This is a genomic window from Rhizobium sp. PEPV16 (assembly GCF_008919455.1).
GTDB lineage: Bacteria > Pseudomonadota > Alphaproteobacteria > Rhizobiales > Rhizobiaceae > Rhizobium > Rhizobium leguminosarum_Q.
Genome location: NZ_VSZV01000332.1, coordinates 49,579 through 66,246 on the forward strand (window position 1 = coordinate 49,579; position 16,668 = coordinate 66,246).

Sequence of the window (16,668 nt, forward strand, 5' to 3'; positions counted from 1 at the left end):
TACCTATTCCCAAATTTGGGAGAGCCCCAGATCACGTTTCGGGAAAGCCTGTCGAAACCCCTTCCCTCCGGCCCGCGAATCCCCGAAAATAGACCATGGCCATCAGACAGCTTTCCGAAACGCTCATCAACCAGATCGCCGCCGGCGAAGTCATCGAACGGCCGGCGAGCGCTGCCAAGGAACTGATCGAAAACGCGCTCGACGCGGGTGCGACGCGCATCGAAATCGCCACATCAGGCGGCGGCAAGGCGCTGCTGCGCGTCAGCGACAACGGCTCGGGAATGGACGCGGCCGATCTGGAACTGGCGGTCAGGCGCCACTGCACCTCGAAGATCTCAGAGACGCTCGAGGATATCCGCACGCTCGGCTTCCGCGGCGAGGCGCTGCCCTCGATCGGCTCGGTCGCGAGGCTCAGCATCGCAAGCCGCAGACGCGACAGCGCCGGCGGCCACGAGATCGCCGTTGCCGGCGGCAAGATCGCGCATCTGCGCCCAGCCGCCGCCAATCCCGGGACGATCGTCGAAGTGCGCGACCTGTTCTTCGCCACACCCGCCCGGCTCAAATTCCTGAAGACGGAAAAAGCCGAGGCCGGCGCCATTACCGAGATCGTCAAGCGCATGGCGATCGCCTTTCCTGCGGTACGCTTCGTGCTGTCGGGCTCGGACCGCACGACGCTGGAATTTCCAGCGACCGGTGACGATCATCTGGGGCGCATGGCGCAGGTGCTCGGCAAGGAGTTCCGCGACAACGCCATTGCGCTCGACGCCATGCGCGAAGAGATCGCGCTTACCGGCTTTGCCGGCGTGCCGACCTTCAATCGCGGCAACTCCGCTCATCAATACGCCTTCGTCAACGGCCGGCCGGTGCAGGACAAGCTGATCCTCTCGGCGATCCGCGGCGCCTATGCCGAGACGATCCCATCCGGACGCCATCCGGTGGCGGTGCTGTCGATCACGCTCGATCCCGGTCTCGTCGACGTCAACGTGCATCCGGCAAAATCCGACGTGCGGTTCCGCGACCCTGGCCTGGTGCGCGGCCTGATCGTCGGCGCCATCCGCGAGGCCTTGGCGCGCGACGGCAGCCGGGCGGCAACGACCGGGGCGAGCGACATGCTGCGTTCCTTCCGCGCTGGCTTCCAGCCGAATGGCCAGCGGCCGCAGGCGCAATGGTCGGCCGAAACGTCGCCCTCCCGGCCCTATCAGCCGACAACGGGTTTCGGCGAGCGGCCACAGGCGTCCTTCGACGGACTTTCGATGCCGACGGCGCGGGCCGAGCCGCAGTCTTCGCCGCAGCCGGCAGCCCCTGAACCGACCGCGCGCTATCCGCTCGGCGCGGCGCGGGCCCAGATCCACGCAAACTACATCGTCGCCCAGACCGAGGACGGGCTCGTCATCGTCGACCAGCATGCCGCGCATGAGCGGCTGGTCTTCGAGGCGATGCGCAAGGCGCTGCATTCGAAGCGACTGGCCTCGCAGGTGCTGCTCATCCCCGAGATCGTCGATATTCCGGAAGAGGATTGCGACCGACTGATGCAGCATGCGTCCGAGCTTTCCGAACTCGGCCTGGCGATCGAGCGTTTCGGCCCAGGCGCGATCGCCGTGCGCGAGACGCCGGCGATGCTCGGCGAGGTCGATGCGCATGGGCTGATCCGCCAGCTTGCCGACGAGATCGCCGAATGGGACACGGCGTCGGGCCTGTCGGCCAAGCTCGAATATGTGGCGGCGACCATGGCCTGCCACGGGTCGGTGCGCTCCGGACGGCGGCTGCGGCCGGAGGAAATGAACGCGCTGCTCCGGGAGATGGAAGTGACGCCCGGCTCCGGCCAGTGCAATCACGGCCGGCCGACCTATATCGAATTGAAACTCAGCGATATCGAGCGGCTTTTCGGCAGAAGCTAAAAAAGCTGGAAAAGCAGCCTTTGCGGGAGTATGGCAGACTAAAGCGTGTTGCGATCTTTCAGATCGCTTGGCCCACGCTTTAGGTCTTTGGTGTTCCGCATGTCGTGATCGCAAATCCGCGGCACACTTTTGCGCGACATGCTCTAATGACAGACTGCAGGGAACGGAGCGCATGAATTTGTTCGAAGGGCACGGAAACCGCGAGGCGAAGATCCGGTATCTCGATGGCGATTTCCAGATTCTCTCACCCGGCTCCTATGTCGTCTGCGCGATGACGGGGAAACAGATCCCGCTCGACGAATTGCGCTACTGGAGTGTCGCCCGGCAGGAGCCCTATGCCGACGTGATCTCGGCCATCGATGCCGACAAACGCGCTGGCGTGCTGCCGAACCAGCGGCTCTAGAGCGGTTCAGCCTTTGCTGGAATCGCGTTAACCCCGGCCTTCATCTCCCGCAGCCGCCGCTCGCGGCAAGCGACGATCGCCCGGTCGATGATGAGGCTGGGGGCGAGGTGATCCTCGAAGACCATGTCGACCTCGATCACCCGGCTCTTTTCGACGAGCCGCGCCGCCTTGCCGTGATGGCCGGCAAGGCGGACGAAATCCTTGGAGGTGGTGACGATCAGGAGGCCTTGACGCTCGGCGGTCGTCAGGATGTCCTCGATCTCCTCCTCCGTCAGGTGCTCGTGATCGCCGAAGGATTTGGCGACGACGATCTCGGCGCCGCGGGATTCAACGGTGCGGAAGAATTTGGCGGGATCGGCAATGCCGGCAAAGGCGAGCACCTTCGTGCCGGCCAGCGTATTGTCGCCGCGGACTTTCAGCGATGCGGTGAAATAGGGCTTTGCCGCGCGCGCCGCCATGCGGACGATCCTGTCGGCGGCGTTGCCGCCACCGACCTTCAGCAGGGCAGTCGCAGAACGCAGCTGCTGGCGGATCGGCGCGCGGACCGGACCGCCCGGCACGATATGGCCGTTGCCAAGGCCGCGCGTCGCGTCGATGACGAGCAAGGCATAGTCGATCGCCAGCCGGGCACTCTGGAAACCGTCATCCATGATGATGAGATCGGCGCCCTCCGCCACCAGGCGCTGAGCCCCTTCGACGCGCCGGCGCGAAATCACCGTCAGCGCCTCCTGGGCAAGCAGCAAGGGCTCGTCACCGACGGCAATCGCCCGGTGATGATCGGGGTCGACCACGGTCGTCACATCGAGCGAGCCGCCGTAACCCCTGCTGAGAAAGCCGGGCTTCAGCCCCTTCGCCTTGGCAGCGCGGGCAATCGTCAGCGCCGTCGGCGTCTTACCGGCGCCGCCGACGGTGAAATTGCCGACGCAGATGACGGGAACCGGAACCGAGGCGCGGCGCGCATGGGCCATGCGGTGGCCGGCGATACGGCCATAGAGAAAAGAAAGCGGCAGCAGCAGCCAGGCCCGCCAATCGGCTTTCCTCCACCAGAACGGTGGCGCTTCGGATATCATCTTGCCGTCCCGCTCCCCTGCCCGGCCACAGAATTTTCGTTTCCCGGCCGGATTGAGAAGCCAAAACCTGAAAAAATGCAAGCCCTTACCCGTCAGGCCGGCTGCAGGTCAGGCAGCAGGGTCTCGATGGCGGTGATATCGTCGAGCACATGATCGGCCGCGGCGGCAAGCGTCTCCCGCGAACCGGTGCCGGTCAGCACCGCGATCCTCAGGCCGGTGCCGGCATTCAGACCCATGTGCAGATCGTGGTTGTTGTCGCCGACCATGGCGACCTCTTCAGGCAAAAGACCGGTCGCGGCGCAGAAGCCGAGCACCATGCCCGGCTCCGGCTTGACGCCGAAACCGCTGTCATATCCGGCGATGTAATCGATATAGCGGGCAAAACCGAAACGTTCCGCCGTCTGGCGGATCGAGCGCTCATTGTCGCTGGAGGCGACACCGAGCTTGAAGCCGCGTCGATGCAGCCGCGCGAAGAAGCCGGCGAGGTCGGTCACCGGCACGGAAAATTCGGCGGCGCTGGAAAAGAGGTCGTCGAGGCGGACCGTCAGCTCGTCGACATCGACCATCGAACCCGCCGCAACGAGGCCCTCGGCGATCTGGCGGGTATTGCCGGCGGCAAGCAGGCTGTCGGGAACGATATGGCCGGTCGCAGGATCCATGCCGCAGGCCGACAGCAGCCGGTCGGCGAGAAGCTGATCCCCTTTGGCGGCGATGCGGGCAAGCTCGCGGTTGACCGGCAGCCAGCTCTCGTCATAATCGAGCAGCGTGCCGTCCTTGTCGAAGAGAATGCCTTTGATAGGCGACGCTGCCGACATCTTCGCTCCTCAGACCTGGGCCACGGCCTTGGGCAGCAGCCGCGCCTTCACCGTCAGCGGATTGATATAGGGTTCCAGCCCCTTTACCGTCGCCGTCAGCGCGCCGCGCATCTCGTGCACGGCGGTGATGCCGGCCTCGATCATGTTGCGGCGGGCGTCGTCGTTGATCAGCAGATAATGCACGCCCTTGGCCAGCATTTCAGTATCGCGCACCATGCGGGCGCTGCCGCTGCGGGCAAGCTTCTGATAGGCATCGCGGAAATTCTGCACATGGCCGCCGGAGAGAATGGCGCAGCCGAGCATGGCGGGCTCCAGCGGGTTCTGGCCGCCTTCGGCAAAGAGCGAACGGCCGACGAAGGCGATTTCCGTCAGGCGAAGATAGAGGCCCATTTCACCGATCGTGTCACCGAGGAAGATATCGACATCGGCGGACAAGACATCGTCGCGGGTGCGGCGGGCGACCTTCAGCCCCTGCTTGACGAGCGCTGCCTCGATCTCGTCGCTGCGCTCGGGATGGCGCGGCACGATGATGGTCAATTGACGGTCGCGCTCCCTGAGCGCCCGGTGAACGATGGCGGCGGCATTCTCCTCGCCGTCGAAGGTCGAGATCGCCGCCCAGGTCTTGCGTTCGGCGATCTGCTTCTTGTAGCGGGCGAAGACGGCGCTGTCATAAGGCGGCGCGTCGGTATCGACCTTCAGATTGCCCGAAGTGATGACGGGGACGGCGCCCAGATCGCGGAAACGTTCGGCATCGACATCCGACTGGGCGATGACGAGGGCAAGATTCTCGAACAAGGCTTCGGCGATCGCCGGGCGGCGGCGCCAGCGGGCAAAGGAGCGATCCGACATGCGGGCATTGATCAGGATCTGCGGAATGCGGCGTCGGCCGAGCTCCAGCACAGTTGCCGGCCAGATCTCGGATTCGGCGATGATGGCGCAATCGGGCTGCCAGTAATCGAGGAAGCGGCTGACGGAGGGCTTCAGGTCGAGCGGCACATATTGATGGATCGCTTCCTGGCCGAGGCGCTCGGCGGCGAGCTTGGCCGAGGTGATGGTGCCGGTCGTCAGGATGACATGGATGTCACGGCGGCGGATTTCACGGATCAGCGGGATGACGGCGTTGGTTTCACCGACGCTTGCGGCATGGAACCAGATAAGCGGGCCCTGCGGCCGGTTGGCGCTCGGATAACCGAAGCGCTCCAGGCGGCGGGCCCGGTCTTCCTTGCCCTTGGCCGTGCGGTAGGTGATATAGAGGCCGACGACTGGAGAGGCCACGGTTCCCGCCAGACGGTATGCGCTCAGACCGAACCGCGCCATCCGGGAACTCATCGCGCCAGCCTCCGATCAAAACCGATCGACATCAAACCCATTCCCTAATTATCGTTGCGGCCGCAATGGCCGATTAATTTGTTCAGAATGCGTCAAACAATCCGGATCGACGGGCGCCCCGATGCAGCAAAGGCCGATCGAGGAGCGGCCGGCCGGCGGCACTTGCTAAGTTCAGCCCTTGGGCTTTTCCTGCGGATCGAGCAAACGATGCATGTGGACGATGAAGTAGCGCATATGCGCATTGTCGACCGTCTGCTGCGCCTTCGCCTTCCAGGCCGTCAGCGCCGCGGCATAATCCGGGAAAATGCCGACGATATCGAGACCCTGCAGGTCACGGAACTGGACGTCATCGAGGCTTTCCAGTTCGCCGCCAAAAACGAGATGCAGAAGCTGCTTCTTGTCACCGGAGTCAGTCATTTTTTTCTTCTCTTTCTGCCTATTCTCCTCCGCCACCCATCTGCGGGATTTTGACGGAAACGTCAACTGTCTCGTCGCCCCGCAAAGGCCGCGAGGAATTCACTGATGCGGGGCGTTGGGGCCGCACAGAGGACCTTGTGGGTGACTTCGGCGCGATTGTAGACGATCGGTTCGCCTTCGATGTCGACGAGGCCGCCGCCGGCGCAAACAAGGATCAGATCGGCAGCGGCAAGGTCCCAATCATGTGAATTGCCCTTGACGAAGGTGCCTTCGAGACGACCGTCCGCCACCATCGCGATGCGATAGGCGAGCGAGGGAATGTATTTCTCGCGCGTCACCCGGTCACGGAACGCCGGCGGAAAGGTCTTCAGCAGGTCTTCACCGATCGCAAGGCGGCTCATCTCTTCCGGTCCGGCGGCCGAGACGGTGAAGGGAACGCCGTTCTTCAGCGCCACGCCGCCCTCGACCGCCTCATAGAGCTCTTCGAGCGCCGGGGCATAGAGCACGCCGGCGACCGGCCGGCCGCGATGAACCACCGCGACGCTGACGCACCAGACCTTCTGCCCGCCGAGGAAGGCGCGCGTGCCGTCGATCGGATCGATGATGAACAGCGTCTCGCGTGAGAGACGATCGGCGTCGTCGTCGGTTTCTTCCGACAGCCAGCCATAATCCGGCCGGGCCTTGCGCAGGATAGTCTCGAGCGTCTTGTTGGCGGCGAAATCGGCGGCGCTGACCGGAGAACGGTCCTCGTTCTTCCACCAGACCTCGGGAGACTGGTTGAAGAAGCCGAAAGCGACGGCGCCCGCCTCTCTCGCAGCATCGGCGATCAGCGTCAGATCGCTCTGCCAGCGGGCTTTCTCCATGTCGCTCATCAGATCAATCCATTTCTCAACGTCCGGCAAGCGTCATGCCTTCGATGGCGAAGGTCGGGGCCGCGACGCCGAACTTGCGGTCGATGTCGTTTGCCGGCGTCAGGCGCATGAACATCTCCTTGAGGTTCGAGGCGATTGTCACCTCGGAGACCGGGAAAGTGAGTTCGCCGTTCTCGATCCAGAAGCCGGTGGCGCCGCGGCTGTATTCGCCGGTGATCATGTTGACGCCGTGGCCGATCAATTCGGTGACATAAAAACCGTTGCCGACGCTGCGGATCAGATCCTCCGGCGAGATGTCGCCAGGTTCCAGGGCAAGGTTGGTGGAGGACGGCGAGACGGCGCTGCCGCCTCGCACGCCGCGGCCGTTGGTTTCGAGACCGAGTTCGCGCGCCGTCGAGGTCGAAAGGAACCAGTGCTTCAAGACACCATCCTCGATCATCACCAGCCGCTCGCCGGACACGCCCTCGCCGTCGAAGGGCCGCGAGGAAGGCCCCCGCACGATCAGCGGATCGTCGGTGATCGACAGGCCTGATTTCAGCACCTGCTGACCCATCCTGTCGCGAAGGAAACTGGACTTGCGGGCGACGGCAGCACCATTGATCGCACCGGCGATATGGCCGACGAAGCCCCGGGCGACACGCGGATCGAAGATGACGGTGACGTCCTTGCCGGTCGGCACCTGGCGCGGATTGACGCGCTTGATCACCCGTTCGCCGGCGTGACGGCCGATTTCGGAGGGATCGTCGAGCTCGGCATAATAGAGGCGGCTGTCGAAATCATAATCGCGCTCCATGCCAGTGCCTTCGCCTGATATGACGCTGACGGAATGGCCGAAACGCGAAGCCATGTAACTGCCTTCGAACCCGTGCGAGGTGGCAAGAACGAGGCCGCCCATGCCGGCAGAGGCGCCGGCCCCGGAGGAATTGGTGACACCCTTGACCGCAAGCGCGGCTGCTTCAGCGGCAAGAGCCGCCTCGCGCAGCATCTCGGAGGAGACCTCGGTGGTATCGAGCAATTGCAGGTCGGGATAGGATCTCGAAAGGCTCGCCTCATCCGCCAGGCAGGCGAAAGGGTCTTCCGGGGAAACCCGGGCCATGGCGACGGCGCGTTCGGCCAGCGCCTGAAGATCGAAGCCCGGATTGGCCGAAACGCTGGCGACCCGCTTGCCGATGAAGACGCGCAGGGAAAAATCGTCGTTTTCGGAGGATTCCGTTCCCTCGACCTTGCCGAGGCGGACGCTGACCGATTGCGAGCGCGACCGGACGACGACGGCATCGGCGGCATCGGCCCCTGCCTTCCTTGCCAGATCGATCAATTGACTTGCGCGGGAAAGAAGTGTCGAGGAATCAATTTCAGAGGACATGATTTGGCCTTTCCTTCGGCTTCCATTTATTGTGCACTCTCCCAAGCATCAAGGCCGCCGCCTCCGATTCTTTACCGGGGCTGCCTGCGTGCTCCCCGCCGTTGAAAGAAATTGCCAGCATGTCAGCGCCCAATGCCCTTTTTTCCGAAACGATCCTGCTGCTTGGCGGGGCGGTGGTCGCCGCTCCGATCTTCAAGAAACTCGGGCTCGGCACGGTGCTCGGCTATCTCGCCGCCGGCATCGTCATCGGCCCGGTCTTCCACGGCATTACCGATGGCGAACAAATCCTCGCCGTCGCCGAACTCGGCGTCGTCTTCCTGCTGTTCATCATCGGACTGGAGCTGAAACCCACCCGCCTCTGGCAGATGCGGCGCGATATCTTCGGCCTCGGCACGGCGCAGGTGGTGCTGACGGGGCTGGCGCTGACCGCGCTTGCCTGGTTTTCTGAGGTTCTCGACTGGCGCGGCAGCATCGTTGCCGGATTTGGCCTGGCGCTGTCGTCGACCGCCTTCGCCATGCAGATCCTCGAGGGCGACGGCGACGTCAATACGCGATACGGGCAGCGCTCCTTTTCGATGCTGCTGTTCCAGGACCTGGCGATCGTACCGCTGCTGGCGCTGATCACCATCCTCGACGGCGGCGACAAGGGCAGCAACGCGCCGCTGCTGGATTTCGCTGTGGCCGTCGGCGCGGTTGCAGCGATGATCGTCATGGGGCGCTACCTGCTGACGCCGCTCTTCCAGATTATCGCCCGGACCGGGGCGCGCGAGGCAATGATCGCGGCTGCCCTCTTCGTCGTCATGGGGTCGGCGAGCCTGATGCAGCTGGCCGGGCTCTCGATGGCGATGGGCGCCTTCCTTTCCGGCGTGATGCTTGCCGAATCCTCCTACCGGCACGAGCTGGAGGCGGATATCGAGCCCTTCCGCGGCGTACTGCTCGCTATCTTCTTCATCGCCGTCGGCCTGTCGCTGGAGCTCGACGTTCTCGCCGACAACGCGGTCTTCGTCATCGTCGCCGTGCCGATCGTCATGGCCGTCAAGGCGATCGTCATCTATGGGCTCTGCCGGATCTCCGGCTCCCCGCACAACGATGCGATCCGCATCGCCTTCCTGCTGCCGCAGGGCGGCGAATTCGGCTTCGTGCTGTTCACCACGGCGGCTGCAGCCGGCCTGATGTCGACGAGCACGGCCTCGCTGCTGGTCGCGATCGTCACGCTGTCCATGGCGCTGACGCCGATCGGCTCGGCCCTTTCGAAGCGGCTGCTCAACGGCGACGAGCAGGAGGAGCTGGACGAGGATTTCGAGGGGGCCGGCGCCGACGTGCTGATGGTCGGCTTCTCGCGTTTCGGCCAGATCGCCGCCCAGATCCTGCTTGCCGGCGGGAGCAGCGTCACCGTCATCGATTTTTCGGCCGACCGCATCCGCCAGGCCTCCTCCTTCGGCTTCCGCATCTATTTCGGCGACGGCGCCCGCAAGGATGTGCTGCGCTCGGCCGGCATCGACCGGGCGAAGATCGTGCTCGTCTGCACGCAGAAGAAGGAAATCACCGACAAGGTGGTGGAACTGGTGCAGGCCGACTATCCGCACACCCGGCTCTACGTGCGCTCCTACGACCGCGTCCATTCGATCGAACTGCGCAATAAGGGCGTCGACTACGAGCTGCGCGAAACGCTGGAATCGGGCCTGCTCTTCGGACGGCGAACGCTGGAGGCGCTCGGCGTTTCCGAGGTCGACGCCTACGAAATCGGCGAGGATATCCGCAAGCGCGACGAGGCGCGCCTGGTGCTGCAGGTGTCCGAAGGGCTGCAGGCCGGGCGCGACATGCTGTTTTCCCACCCCGTCCGCCCCGAACCGCTGGTCAAGCCGAAACGCGCCGCCGATCCCTTCGAGGAGGATCCGCTGGCCGGAACCGCGGATGCGACGGCGGATGCCTGATCGCCCCTGACCGGCCTGCTAAATTGACGCATTGAATATGAGGGAAGCGGCGTTTATCAAACCTCCGATCGGAGCGATCCAAGAGGGAATCTTGATCAGACGGACGACACAGATCGAACAATGGGCGCTGCGCATCCTGTGCGCGGCCGCACTGGTGTTCGTCGGTTTCGCCCATCAGCTGCCCGCCGCAGCGGCTGGCGAATTTGATCCGGCTGAACTCGGCCAATATGTGCTTCCGGACGGGTCACTGCCGACGCTTTGCGTCACCACGACGGATAAATCCGGTCAGAGCCAGCACGACAAGGCGCATTCGCATGGTTGCGAAGCCTGCCGGATCAGCGCCTCCACCCTCCTGCCGGCGCCGACGGACATCGCCGGTGCCGCCATACCCTTTGCGATTGCGGTTGAACTGCCGATCCGGACCGAGGCCTTCCATCGCCAGCTTTTCCCGCCCAATACCGGTCCCCGGGCTCCTCCTTCCGATCCGATCCCTGCCTGAACTTCGCGTTGCGGCAGGCGCCGTGACCGCCTTTCAACGCCGGCCGATTTGCATGCGTGCTGTCGGTCGTGGATACGGATCCATTCTCATGTCGACTATTACTGCTGCCGAACCGGCAGAGGACGCCGCAAACGGCGTTTCGCTCTACCGTGCCGTCTGGCGCTGGCATTTCTTTGCCGGGCTTCTCGTCATACCCTTCCTGCTCAATCTGGCCGTTACCGGATCGCTCTATCTCTTCAAGGACGAGATCAACAGCGCCTTCTTCGGCTACCGCTACAGTGTCCAGCCGGCTGGCGAAGCGCTGTCGCCGGAGCGGATCGCAGAGATCGCCGCCTCGGCCGTGCCGGGCTCAACCGCGACATCCTACAAAGATCCGGTCCTGCCCGAGCGATCGGCCATCGTCACCCTCTCCAGCGATGCCGGCTCGATGCTGGTCTTCGTCAACCCCTATGACGGCAAGGTGCTCGATGTGGTCGGATCGACCGACGAGTTCAATTATGTCGTCAAGCGCATCCACAGCCTCGCCTATTTCGGCACCATAACGAACCGGCTGACCGAGATCACCGGCGGCTTTGCCATGGTGCTCGTCGTCACCGGCATCTATCTCTGGTGGCCGCGACGCCAGACAGGCGGCGTCGTCAGCGTGCGGGGAACGCCCGGCCGCCGCGTTTTCTGGCGCGACCTGCATGCCGTGACCGGTGCCTTCGCCGGTGTCCTGATCTTCTTCCTCGCGATGACAGGCATGCCATGGTCGGGCTATTGGGGGGCGAACGCCAATGCCTGGCTGACCGAACATGGCCTCGGCTATCCGGTCCAGCTCTGGGACGACGTGCCGATGTCGCGAAAAGTCACCGAGGATATCCTTCCGAACAGCGGCTGGATCGTCGAGAAGGCGCCCGTTCCGCTTTCCGATATCGCCGCAGCGCAGTCAGCCAGGCCAATCGGCCTCGACAAAGCCGTGGAGATCGCCAAACGGCTGGGCATGGCGCCGGGCTTCGACGTGGCGATCCCCTCCGACGAGACGGGCGTCTATACCGCCTCGCTCTTTCCCGACGATCTTACCGACGAACGCACGCTCCATATCGACCAGTATTCCGGCAAACCACTGATCGACATCGGCTTCGATCAATATCCTTTTCTCGGCAAAGCGATCGAGTGGGGCATCAATGTCCACCAAGGGCAGGAATGGGGGCGTTTCAACCAATTGCTGATGCTCGCGACATGCCTCGCAATTGTGCTCAGCTGCGTGACCGCCGTCGTCATGTGGTGGAAACGGCGCCCGATCGGCCGCCTCGGCGTGCCACCCATGCCGCCAAAGCCTTCGATCTATTACGGCCTGTGGGTGATTGTCGGGATCTTCGCCATCACCTTCCCGATGAGCGGGCTCGCGATCCTCACCATGATCGCCTTCGACCAGATCGTCGTGCGGTTCGTACCGTTGCTGAAACGCGTTCTCGCTTGAGAGAGGCCATCAGATGAAGAAGATCATCGCTATTCTTACCGGCGTGATGCTTGCATCCATGGCGTCTGCGACCGACGACCCGCAACAGGCGATCCCGGCAAGGCTGAAGGGGATGTTCGAAAGGCCAGACAAGCCGCTCGATATCGCGCCGGTCGTCGTTCAGGCCGATTGGGCGATCGTCGGCTGGCGGCAGGACGGACGCGGCGGACGAGCCCTGATGAAGAAGACGCATCACGGCTGGAGCATCTATCTCTGCAGCGGCGACAGCCTGAAGGATACCGGGACGCTGGAGACGATCGGGCTCTCCGCAGATGACGCCGCCGGGCTGGCTGCGAAGCTGAAGGATGCCGAGGCCGGCCTCGATTCTTCCGCGCTTGCGCTCTTCTCAAGCTTCGAGGGCACGGTGATGATGAATGAGGCTTCAAACGGCGCGGGTCATGCCGGCCATGAGGGCCATGCCCAATGAAGCAAAGAAGCAGCTAGAGCATGTCGCGCAAAAGTGTGCGGCGGTTTTGCGAAAACGACATGCGCAAAAATAAAACCTAAAGCGCGAAGAGCGAATCTGAAAGATCGCGACGCGCTTTAGCGCTTCAGCCGAGCCTCAATTTCCCGGTCAAGGGCGAATTTCAGGTCGTCCTTGACGCCGACGGACATGGCGAGGACTTCGCGGGCCTTGAGAAAATCCATGACGCCGGTGCGGCCGACGGTCGGACGCAGGAAGATATGCGGCGGGCGAAGCTTCAGCTTCAGTGAGATCGCCGTCTGCATCATCAGCTGGCCGGAACCGAAGATGCTCTCCATGCGGTTCGGAATATGCGTTCCGTCGCCTTCCGGCGCGCCGACGACATCGATGCCGACGACGATGTCGGCAAGATCCATCAGGCATTCATAGGGCACCGGATTGCTGATGCCGCCGTCGATCATCACGCGGTCGCGCAGGCGCACCGGCATGAAGACGGCGGGGATGGCGGAAGAGGCGGCGAGTGCGGGAAACAGCTCACCCTGCTCGATGATGACTTCGCACTGACCGTAATAATCCGTAGTGATGACCTTCATCGGGACCAGCAGATCCTCGAAGCGGGCCGGCAACTCGGACGGCAGGAAGGCTTTCAGTATCCGCTCCAGATTGAACTGGCCGATGCGGATACCCTTGGCCACCGCATCGCGCACCGTCGCCGGCCTCAGGCCCCAGATGCGAGCGACGACCGCCGTCTTGTTGCCGACGGTCGTCAGCGCATGTTCGCGGATTTCGGCGCCGGACATGCCAGCCGCCATGCCGGCCGCCATGATCGCGCCGATCGACGAGCCTGATACCGCCACCGGGCGGATGCCGAGTTCATCGAGCGTCTCGATGACATGGATATGGGAAAGCCCACGCGCGCCGCCGCCGCCAAAAGCGACCGCGACCGTCGGCACATCGCTGATCGCAGGCAATTTCGGGCTGATGATCTCTGCCTGCTGCACGCCTGCCCCCGCTTATTGCGGCTGATATCGGAAGAAATGCACCCTCGTATCGCCAAAGATGCGGCTTTCGAGGAAAACATAGGAAGGATGCACGGAAACGACAATATCGGCGCGTTCTTCGAGCACCGCAATTGCGCCAGGCCGCAGCCAGCCGCCCTCGGCCGCCGCCGCCATCGCCTTCTCGCCGAGACCCTTGCCATAGGGCGGGTCGGCAAAGAGCACGTCGAAGGGTTCGAGATTGCCGACGCTGCCGAGATCGGTCGCATCCCGGCGCAGGATGCGCGTGCGGCCATGCAGGCCGAGCGCATCGATATTCTCCCAGAGCAGCGCCCTGCCCTCGACGCTGTTTTCGACGAAGAGCGCATGGCGACAGCCGCGTGAAACCGCTTCGAGGCCGACGGCGCCGGTGCCGGCAAAGAGGTCGAGAATCCGGGTGCCATCGACGCATTCCGGATAGGCATGGCTCAATATATTGAACAGGCTCTCGCGCGTCCGGTCGGCAGTCGGCCGGATCTCGTTGGATTTTGGCACGGCGAGAGGCCGTCCGCGAAACTCACCGCCGACGATCCGCACCGCGCGTCATTCCTTTTCCTTTAGCACCACCTCTGGACGGCCCGCCCGCAGGCCTATCGCCGCCCGGCCTATCACCGCCCGGCTTGGCGCCTTTCGGCTTGCCGGAAAAACTCTTGGCCCCACCAGGTTTCGCCCCGGGCTTGGCCGCAAAGCCCTTGCCGCGCGGCCTGTCTCCAGAAGGCCTGTCACCCGAAGGCTTGTCGCCGTACGATCTTTCGCCGCGCGGACGCTCGGAGCGGCCCTCGCCGGCAAAGCTTCTGGCTGCCCGTGGACGTTCATCACCGTCCTCGCGCGGCCTGCGATCGCCACGCGGCTTATCGCCGAAGGGCCGGTCTCCACGTGGACGATCACCGGAGGGGCGGTCGCTGCGCGGACGCTCCGAACGGCCCTCACCGGCAGAGCTTCTCACGGCCCGAGGACGCTCGTCGCCATCCGCACGCGGCTTGCGATCGCCGCGCGGCTTGTCGCCGAAGGGGCGATCTCCACGCGAAGGACGATCACCGAACGGCCGGTCGCCGCGCGGACGCTCCGAACGGCCCTCACCGGCAGGGCCTCTCGCGGCACGAGGACGCTCGTCACCGTCGGTACGCGGCTTGCGATCACCGCGCGGCTTGTCGCCGAAGGAACGATCCCCACGCGAGGGACGATCACCGAACGGCCGTTCGCCGCGCGCCGGGCGGTCGCCAGAACCGCGGTCTTCGCGGGCGGGGCGATCACCAAAGCCGCGCTTGCGGCCGAAGCCCTCGCCCTCATCCTTGCGGCGGGGCTCTTCGCTCGAGCGGATCCATTCGCCATCCTCTTCGCGCACACGGTTCACCTGGGTGCGCGGGCGATCTTCGATGCGATCATTCTTTGCCGGCACCGGCTCGCCGCGCCGACGCGCGGTCTGCGCATTCTTGGCGGCTTTCGCCGCGGCCTTTTCGCCGAGCGGCCGGGCGCCCGGCGCCATCCAGACATTGGCGCTGCGGCGCTGGCCGAGCGGCTGGGGACGCTTCGGCTTCTCGTCGTCCCTGCGGCCGCCGTCACGGCGATCGTCATCTCTGCGCGCGCCACCGTGGCGGTCGTCGCGCTTGGTATCGAGACGGCTCAGCGCCCGTTCGCGCTTGTCTTCGTCGCGGCGCGGACGCTCACGCTTTTCAGGTGCTGCGGGCTCCACCTCTTCCTCGGCAGCGACCGCCGCCGCATTGTAGATCGGCGCGTCGAAATTCGCCTTGGCTTCCTCGATGAGGCGCGGGCCGAGCTGGTCGCGCAAGGTGCGGCCGCGCACTTCGACGACATGGCCTTCCGGCAGGTCGCCGAGCTGGAATGGGCCATAGGAAATGCGGATCAGGCGATTGACCTCGAGGCCGAGCGCGCCGAGCACGTTCTTGATTTCGCGGTTCTTGCCTTCGCGAAGACCCATGGTGATCCAGACGTTCGAGCCTTGCGTGCGGTCGAGCGTCGCCTCGATCGAGCCGTAGAGCACGCCGTCGACGGCAATGCCGTCCTTCAGCTTGTCGAGCGCGTCCTGATCAATCTCCCCATGGGCGCGGACGCGGTAGCGCCGCAGCCAGCCGGTCGCCGGCAGCTCAAGCGCGCGGGCGAGACCGCCGTCATTGGTCAGGAGCAGCAGTCCTTCGGTGTTGATGTCGAGGCGGCCGATCGACATGACGCGCGGCAATTCTTCCGGCAGGTTGTCGAAGACGGTCGAGCGGCCTTCCGGATCGGCATTGGTGGTCACCAGGCCCGCGGGCTTATGATAGAGCCACAGCCTGGTGCGCTCGATGCCGCGGATCGGCACGCCGTCGACCTCGATGCGGTCGGCGAGCGTGACGTTGACGACGGGGGTTTCGAGAACCCTGCCGTTCAGCATCACGCGGCCTTCCATGATCATGCGTTCGATATCGCGGCGGGAGGCGACGCCGGCGCGCGCCATCACCTTGGAAATGCGTTCGGCCTTGGCCTCGCCGTCAGTTTCGGCGGCGATCGGACGCGCGGTTACAGCCTTTGCCGGCTTCGCATCGCCCGGTTTCGGCCCGGTGTCCCGTGAAAAGGGCTTTGCGCCCGGGCGTTTTGGCTTGTCTTTGGGTGTCATTTGTTGTTTGCCTGCCTTTTGGGCCTGTCTATCAGGTCACGCATCTGCGGTTAAGTGGAAATTCTTGCGATCGTGAAGACAAATCGTTTCATGGAGATGGCGCTCGAAGAAGCGCGTGCCGCCGGAGAACGCGGCGAGGTGCCGATCGGCGCCGTCGTCGTTGTCGACGATATTGCCGTTTCACGCTCGGGGAACCGCACGCGCGAGCTCAAAGACGTGACCGCGCATGCCGAAATCGCCGCGATCCGGCTCGCCTGCGAAGCGCTCGGACAGGAACGTCTTGTCGGCGCCGATCTCTACGTGACGCTGGAGCCTTGCACCATGTGCGCAGCAGCCATCTCATTTGCGCGTATCCGGAGGCTTTATTACGGCGCCGAGGACCCGAAGGGCGGCGCCGTCGACAATGGCGTGCGATTCTATGGGCAGCCGACCTGCCACCACGCTCCGGAGGTCTATTCCGGCTTCAACGAGGTCCAATCAGCCGATCTGCTGCGA

Annotated in this window: 16 protein-coding genes; 7 read left to right on the forward strand and 9 right to left on the reverse strand. The window is 64.3% G+C overall.

The window, feature by feature from the left end; all coding sequences use genetic code 11:
- The first annotated feature begins 95 nt into the window (after positions 1–95).
- Together mutL and FY112_RS23590 are read left to right on the forward strand one after the other, a co-directional pair.
- Positions 96–1,898 (forward strand): DNA mismatch repair endonuclease MutL, encoded by a 1,803-nt coding sequence (mutL, locus tag FY112_RS23585; protein WP_151519396.1) that lies wholly within the window; start codon positions 96–98, stop codon positions 1,896–1,898.
- A 172-nt stretch (positions 1,899–2,070) separates the two neighbouring features.
- Entirely contained in the window at positions 2,071–2,301 is a 231-nt protein-coding gene (locus tag FY112_RS23590; protein ID WP_151519397.1) for a DUF2093 domain-containing protein, read from the forward strand.
- Here FY112_RS23590 and lpxK read toward each other — a convergent pair.
- From lpxK to FY112_RS23620, 6 genes are all read right to left on the reverse strand, one after another.
- Positions 2,298–3,371, reverse strand: coding sequence for a tetraacyldisaccharide 4'-kinase (gene lpxK / locus FY112_RS23595; protein ID WP_151519398.1), 1,074 nt, complete (start codon positions 3,369–3,371; stop codon positions 2,298–2,300). The two genes, FY112_RS23590 and lpxK, sit on opposite strands and share 4 nt — an antisense overlap.
- 92 nt (positions 3,372–3,463) lie before the next feature.
- Complete coding sequence (locus tag FY112_RS23600) at positions 3,464–4,186, reverse strand: HAD family hydrolase (RefSeq protein ID WP_131645400.1); 723 nt, start codon at positions 4,184–4,186, stop codon at positions 3,464–3,466.
- Between the two features lie 9 nt (positions 4,187–4,195).
- On the reverse strand, positions 4,196–5,515 hold the full coding sequence (gene waaA, locus FY112_RS23605; protein ID WP_151519399.1) for a lipid IV(A) 3-deoxy-D-manno-octulosonic acid transferase: 1,320 nt from the start codon (positions 5,513–5,515) through the stop codon (positions 4,196–4,198).
- Positions 5,516–5,686: 171 nt separating this feature from the next.
- Positions 5,687–5,932, reverse strand: a complete 246-nt coding sequence (locus FY112_RS23610; protein WP_017993077.1) for a DUF4170 domain-containing protein — start codon at positions 5,930–5,932, stop codon at positions 5,687–5,689.
- Between the two features lie 62 nt (positions 5,933–5,994).
- Positions 5,995–6,804 (reverse strand): 3'(2'),5'-bisphosphate nucleotidase CysQ, encoded by an 810-nt coding sequence (locus FY112_RS23615; RefSeq protein ID WP_027666576.1) that lies wholly within the window; start codon positions 6,802–6,804, stop codon positions 5,995–5,997.
- 16 nt (positions 6,805–6,820) lie between these two features.
- Entirely contained in the window at positions 6,821–8,167 is a 1,347-nt protein-coding gene (locus tag FY112_RS23620; protein ID WP_131624306.1) for a TldD/PmbA family protein, read from the reverse strand.
- A 119-nt stretch (positions 8,168–8,286) separates the two neighbouring features.
- Between FY112_RS23620 and FY112_RS23625 the strand changes: the two genes are divergently transcribed.
- The 4 genes from FY112_RS23625 to FY112_RS23640 all read left to right on the forward strand — a co-directional run bounded on the left by FY112_RS23625 (position 8,287) and on the right by FY112_RS23640 (position 12,528).
- The gene (locus tag FY112_RS23625) at positions 8,287–10,101 is read left to right on the forward strand and encodes a monovalent cation:proton antiporter-2 (CPA2) family protein (protein ID WP_151519400.1); all 1,815 of its coding nucleotides are present in this window, start codon (positions 8,287–8,289) and stop codon (positions 10,099–10,101) included.
- A 91-nt stretch (positions 10,102–10,192) separates the two neighbouring features.
- The gene (locus FY112_RS23630; protein WP_131624302.1) at positions 10,193–10,600 is read left to right on the forward strand and encodes a hypothetical protein; all 408 of its coding nucleotides are present in this window, start codon (positions 10,193–10,195) and stop codon (positions 10,598–10,600) included.
- Positions 10,601–10,688: 88 nt separating this feature from the next.
- Positions 10,689–12,062 carry a PepSY domain-containing protein gene (locus tag FY112_RS23635; protein WP_131624300.1) on the forward strand — a complete coding sequence of 458 codons (1,374 nt, stop codon included), beginning with the start codon at positions 10,689–10,691 and terminating at the stop codon, positions 12,060–12,062.
- Positions 12,063–12,075: 13 nt separating this feature from the next.
- Positions 12,076–12,528, forward strand: coding sequence for a copper uptake system-associated protein (locus tag FY112_RS23640; RefSeq protein ID WP_131624298.1), 453 nt, complete (start codon positions 12,076–12,078; stop codon positions 12,526–12,528).
- 116 nt (positions 12,529–12,644) lie between these two features.
- Here the strand turns inward: FY112_RS23640 and FY112_RS23645 are convergent, their stop codons facing one another.
- The 3 genes from FY112_RS23645 to FY112_RS23655 are packed head-to-tail and all read right to left on the reverse strand — an operon-like array spanning position 12,645 to position 16,173.
- Positions 12,645–13,526, reverse strand: coding sequence for a patatin-like phospholipase family protein (locus FY112_RS23645; protein ID WP_020048644.1), 882 nt, complete (start codon positions 13,524–13,526; stop codon positions 12,645–12,647).
- 12 nt (positions 13,527–13,538) lie between these two features.
- Entirely contained in the window at positions 13,539–14,099 is a 561-nt protein-coding gene (rsmD, locus tag FY112_RS23650; RefSeq protein ID WP_017959156.1) for a 16S rRNA (guanine(966)-N(2))-methyltransferase RsmD, read from the reverse strand.
- Positions 14,080–16,173: a pseudouridine synthase gene (locus FY112_RS23655; RefSeq protein WP_131645404.1), complete on the reverse strand. Its 2,094-nt coding sequence runs from the start codon at positions 16,171–16,173 to the stop codon at positions 14,080–14,082. The genes rsmD and FY112_RS23655 overlap by 20 nt, the downstream gene beginning before the upstream one ends.
- Positions 16,174–16,263: 90 nt before the next feature.
- Here FY112_RS23655 and FY112_RS23660 point away from each other — a divergent pair.
- A partial coding sequence (locus FY112_RS23660; RefSeq protein WP_151519401.1) for a nucleoside deaminase occupies positions 16,264–16,668 on the forward strand: 405 nt, incomplete at its 3' end.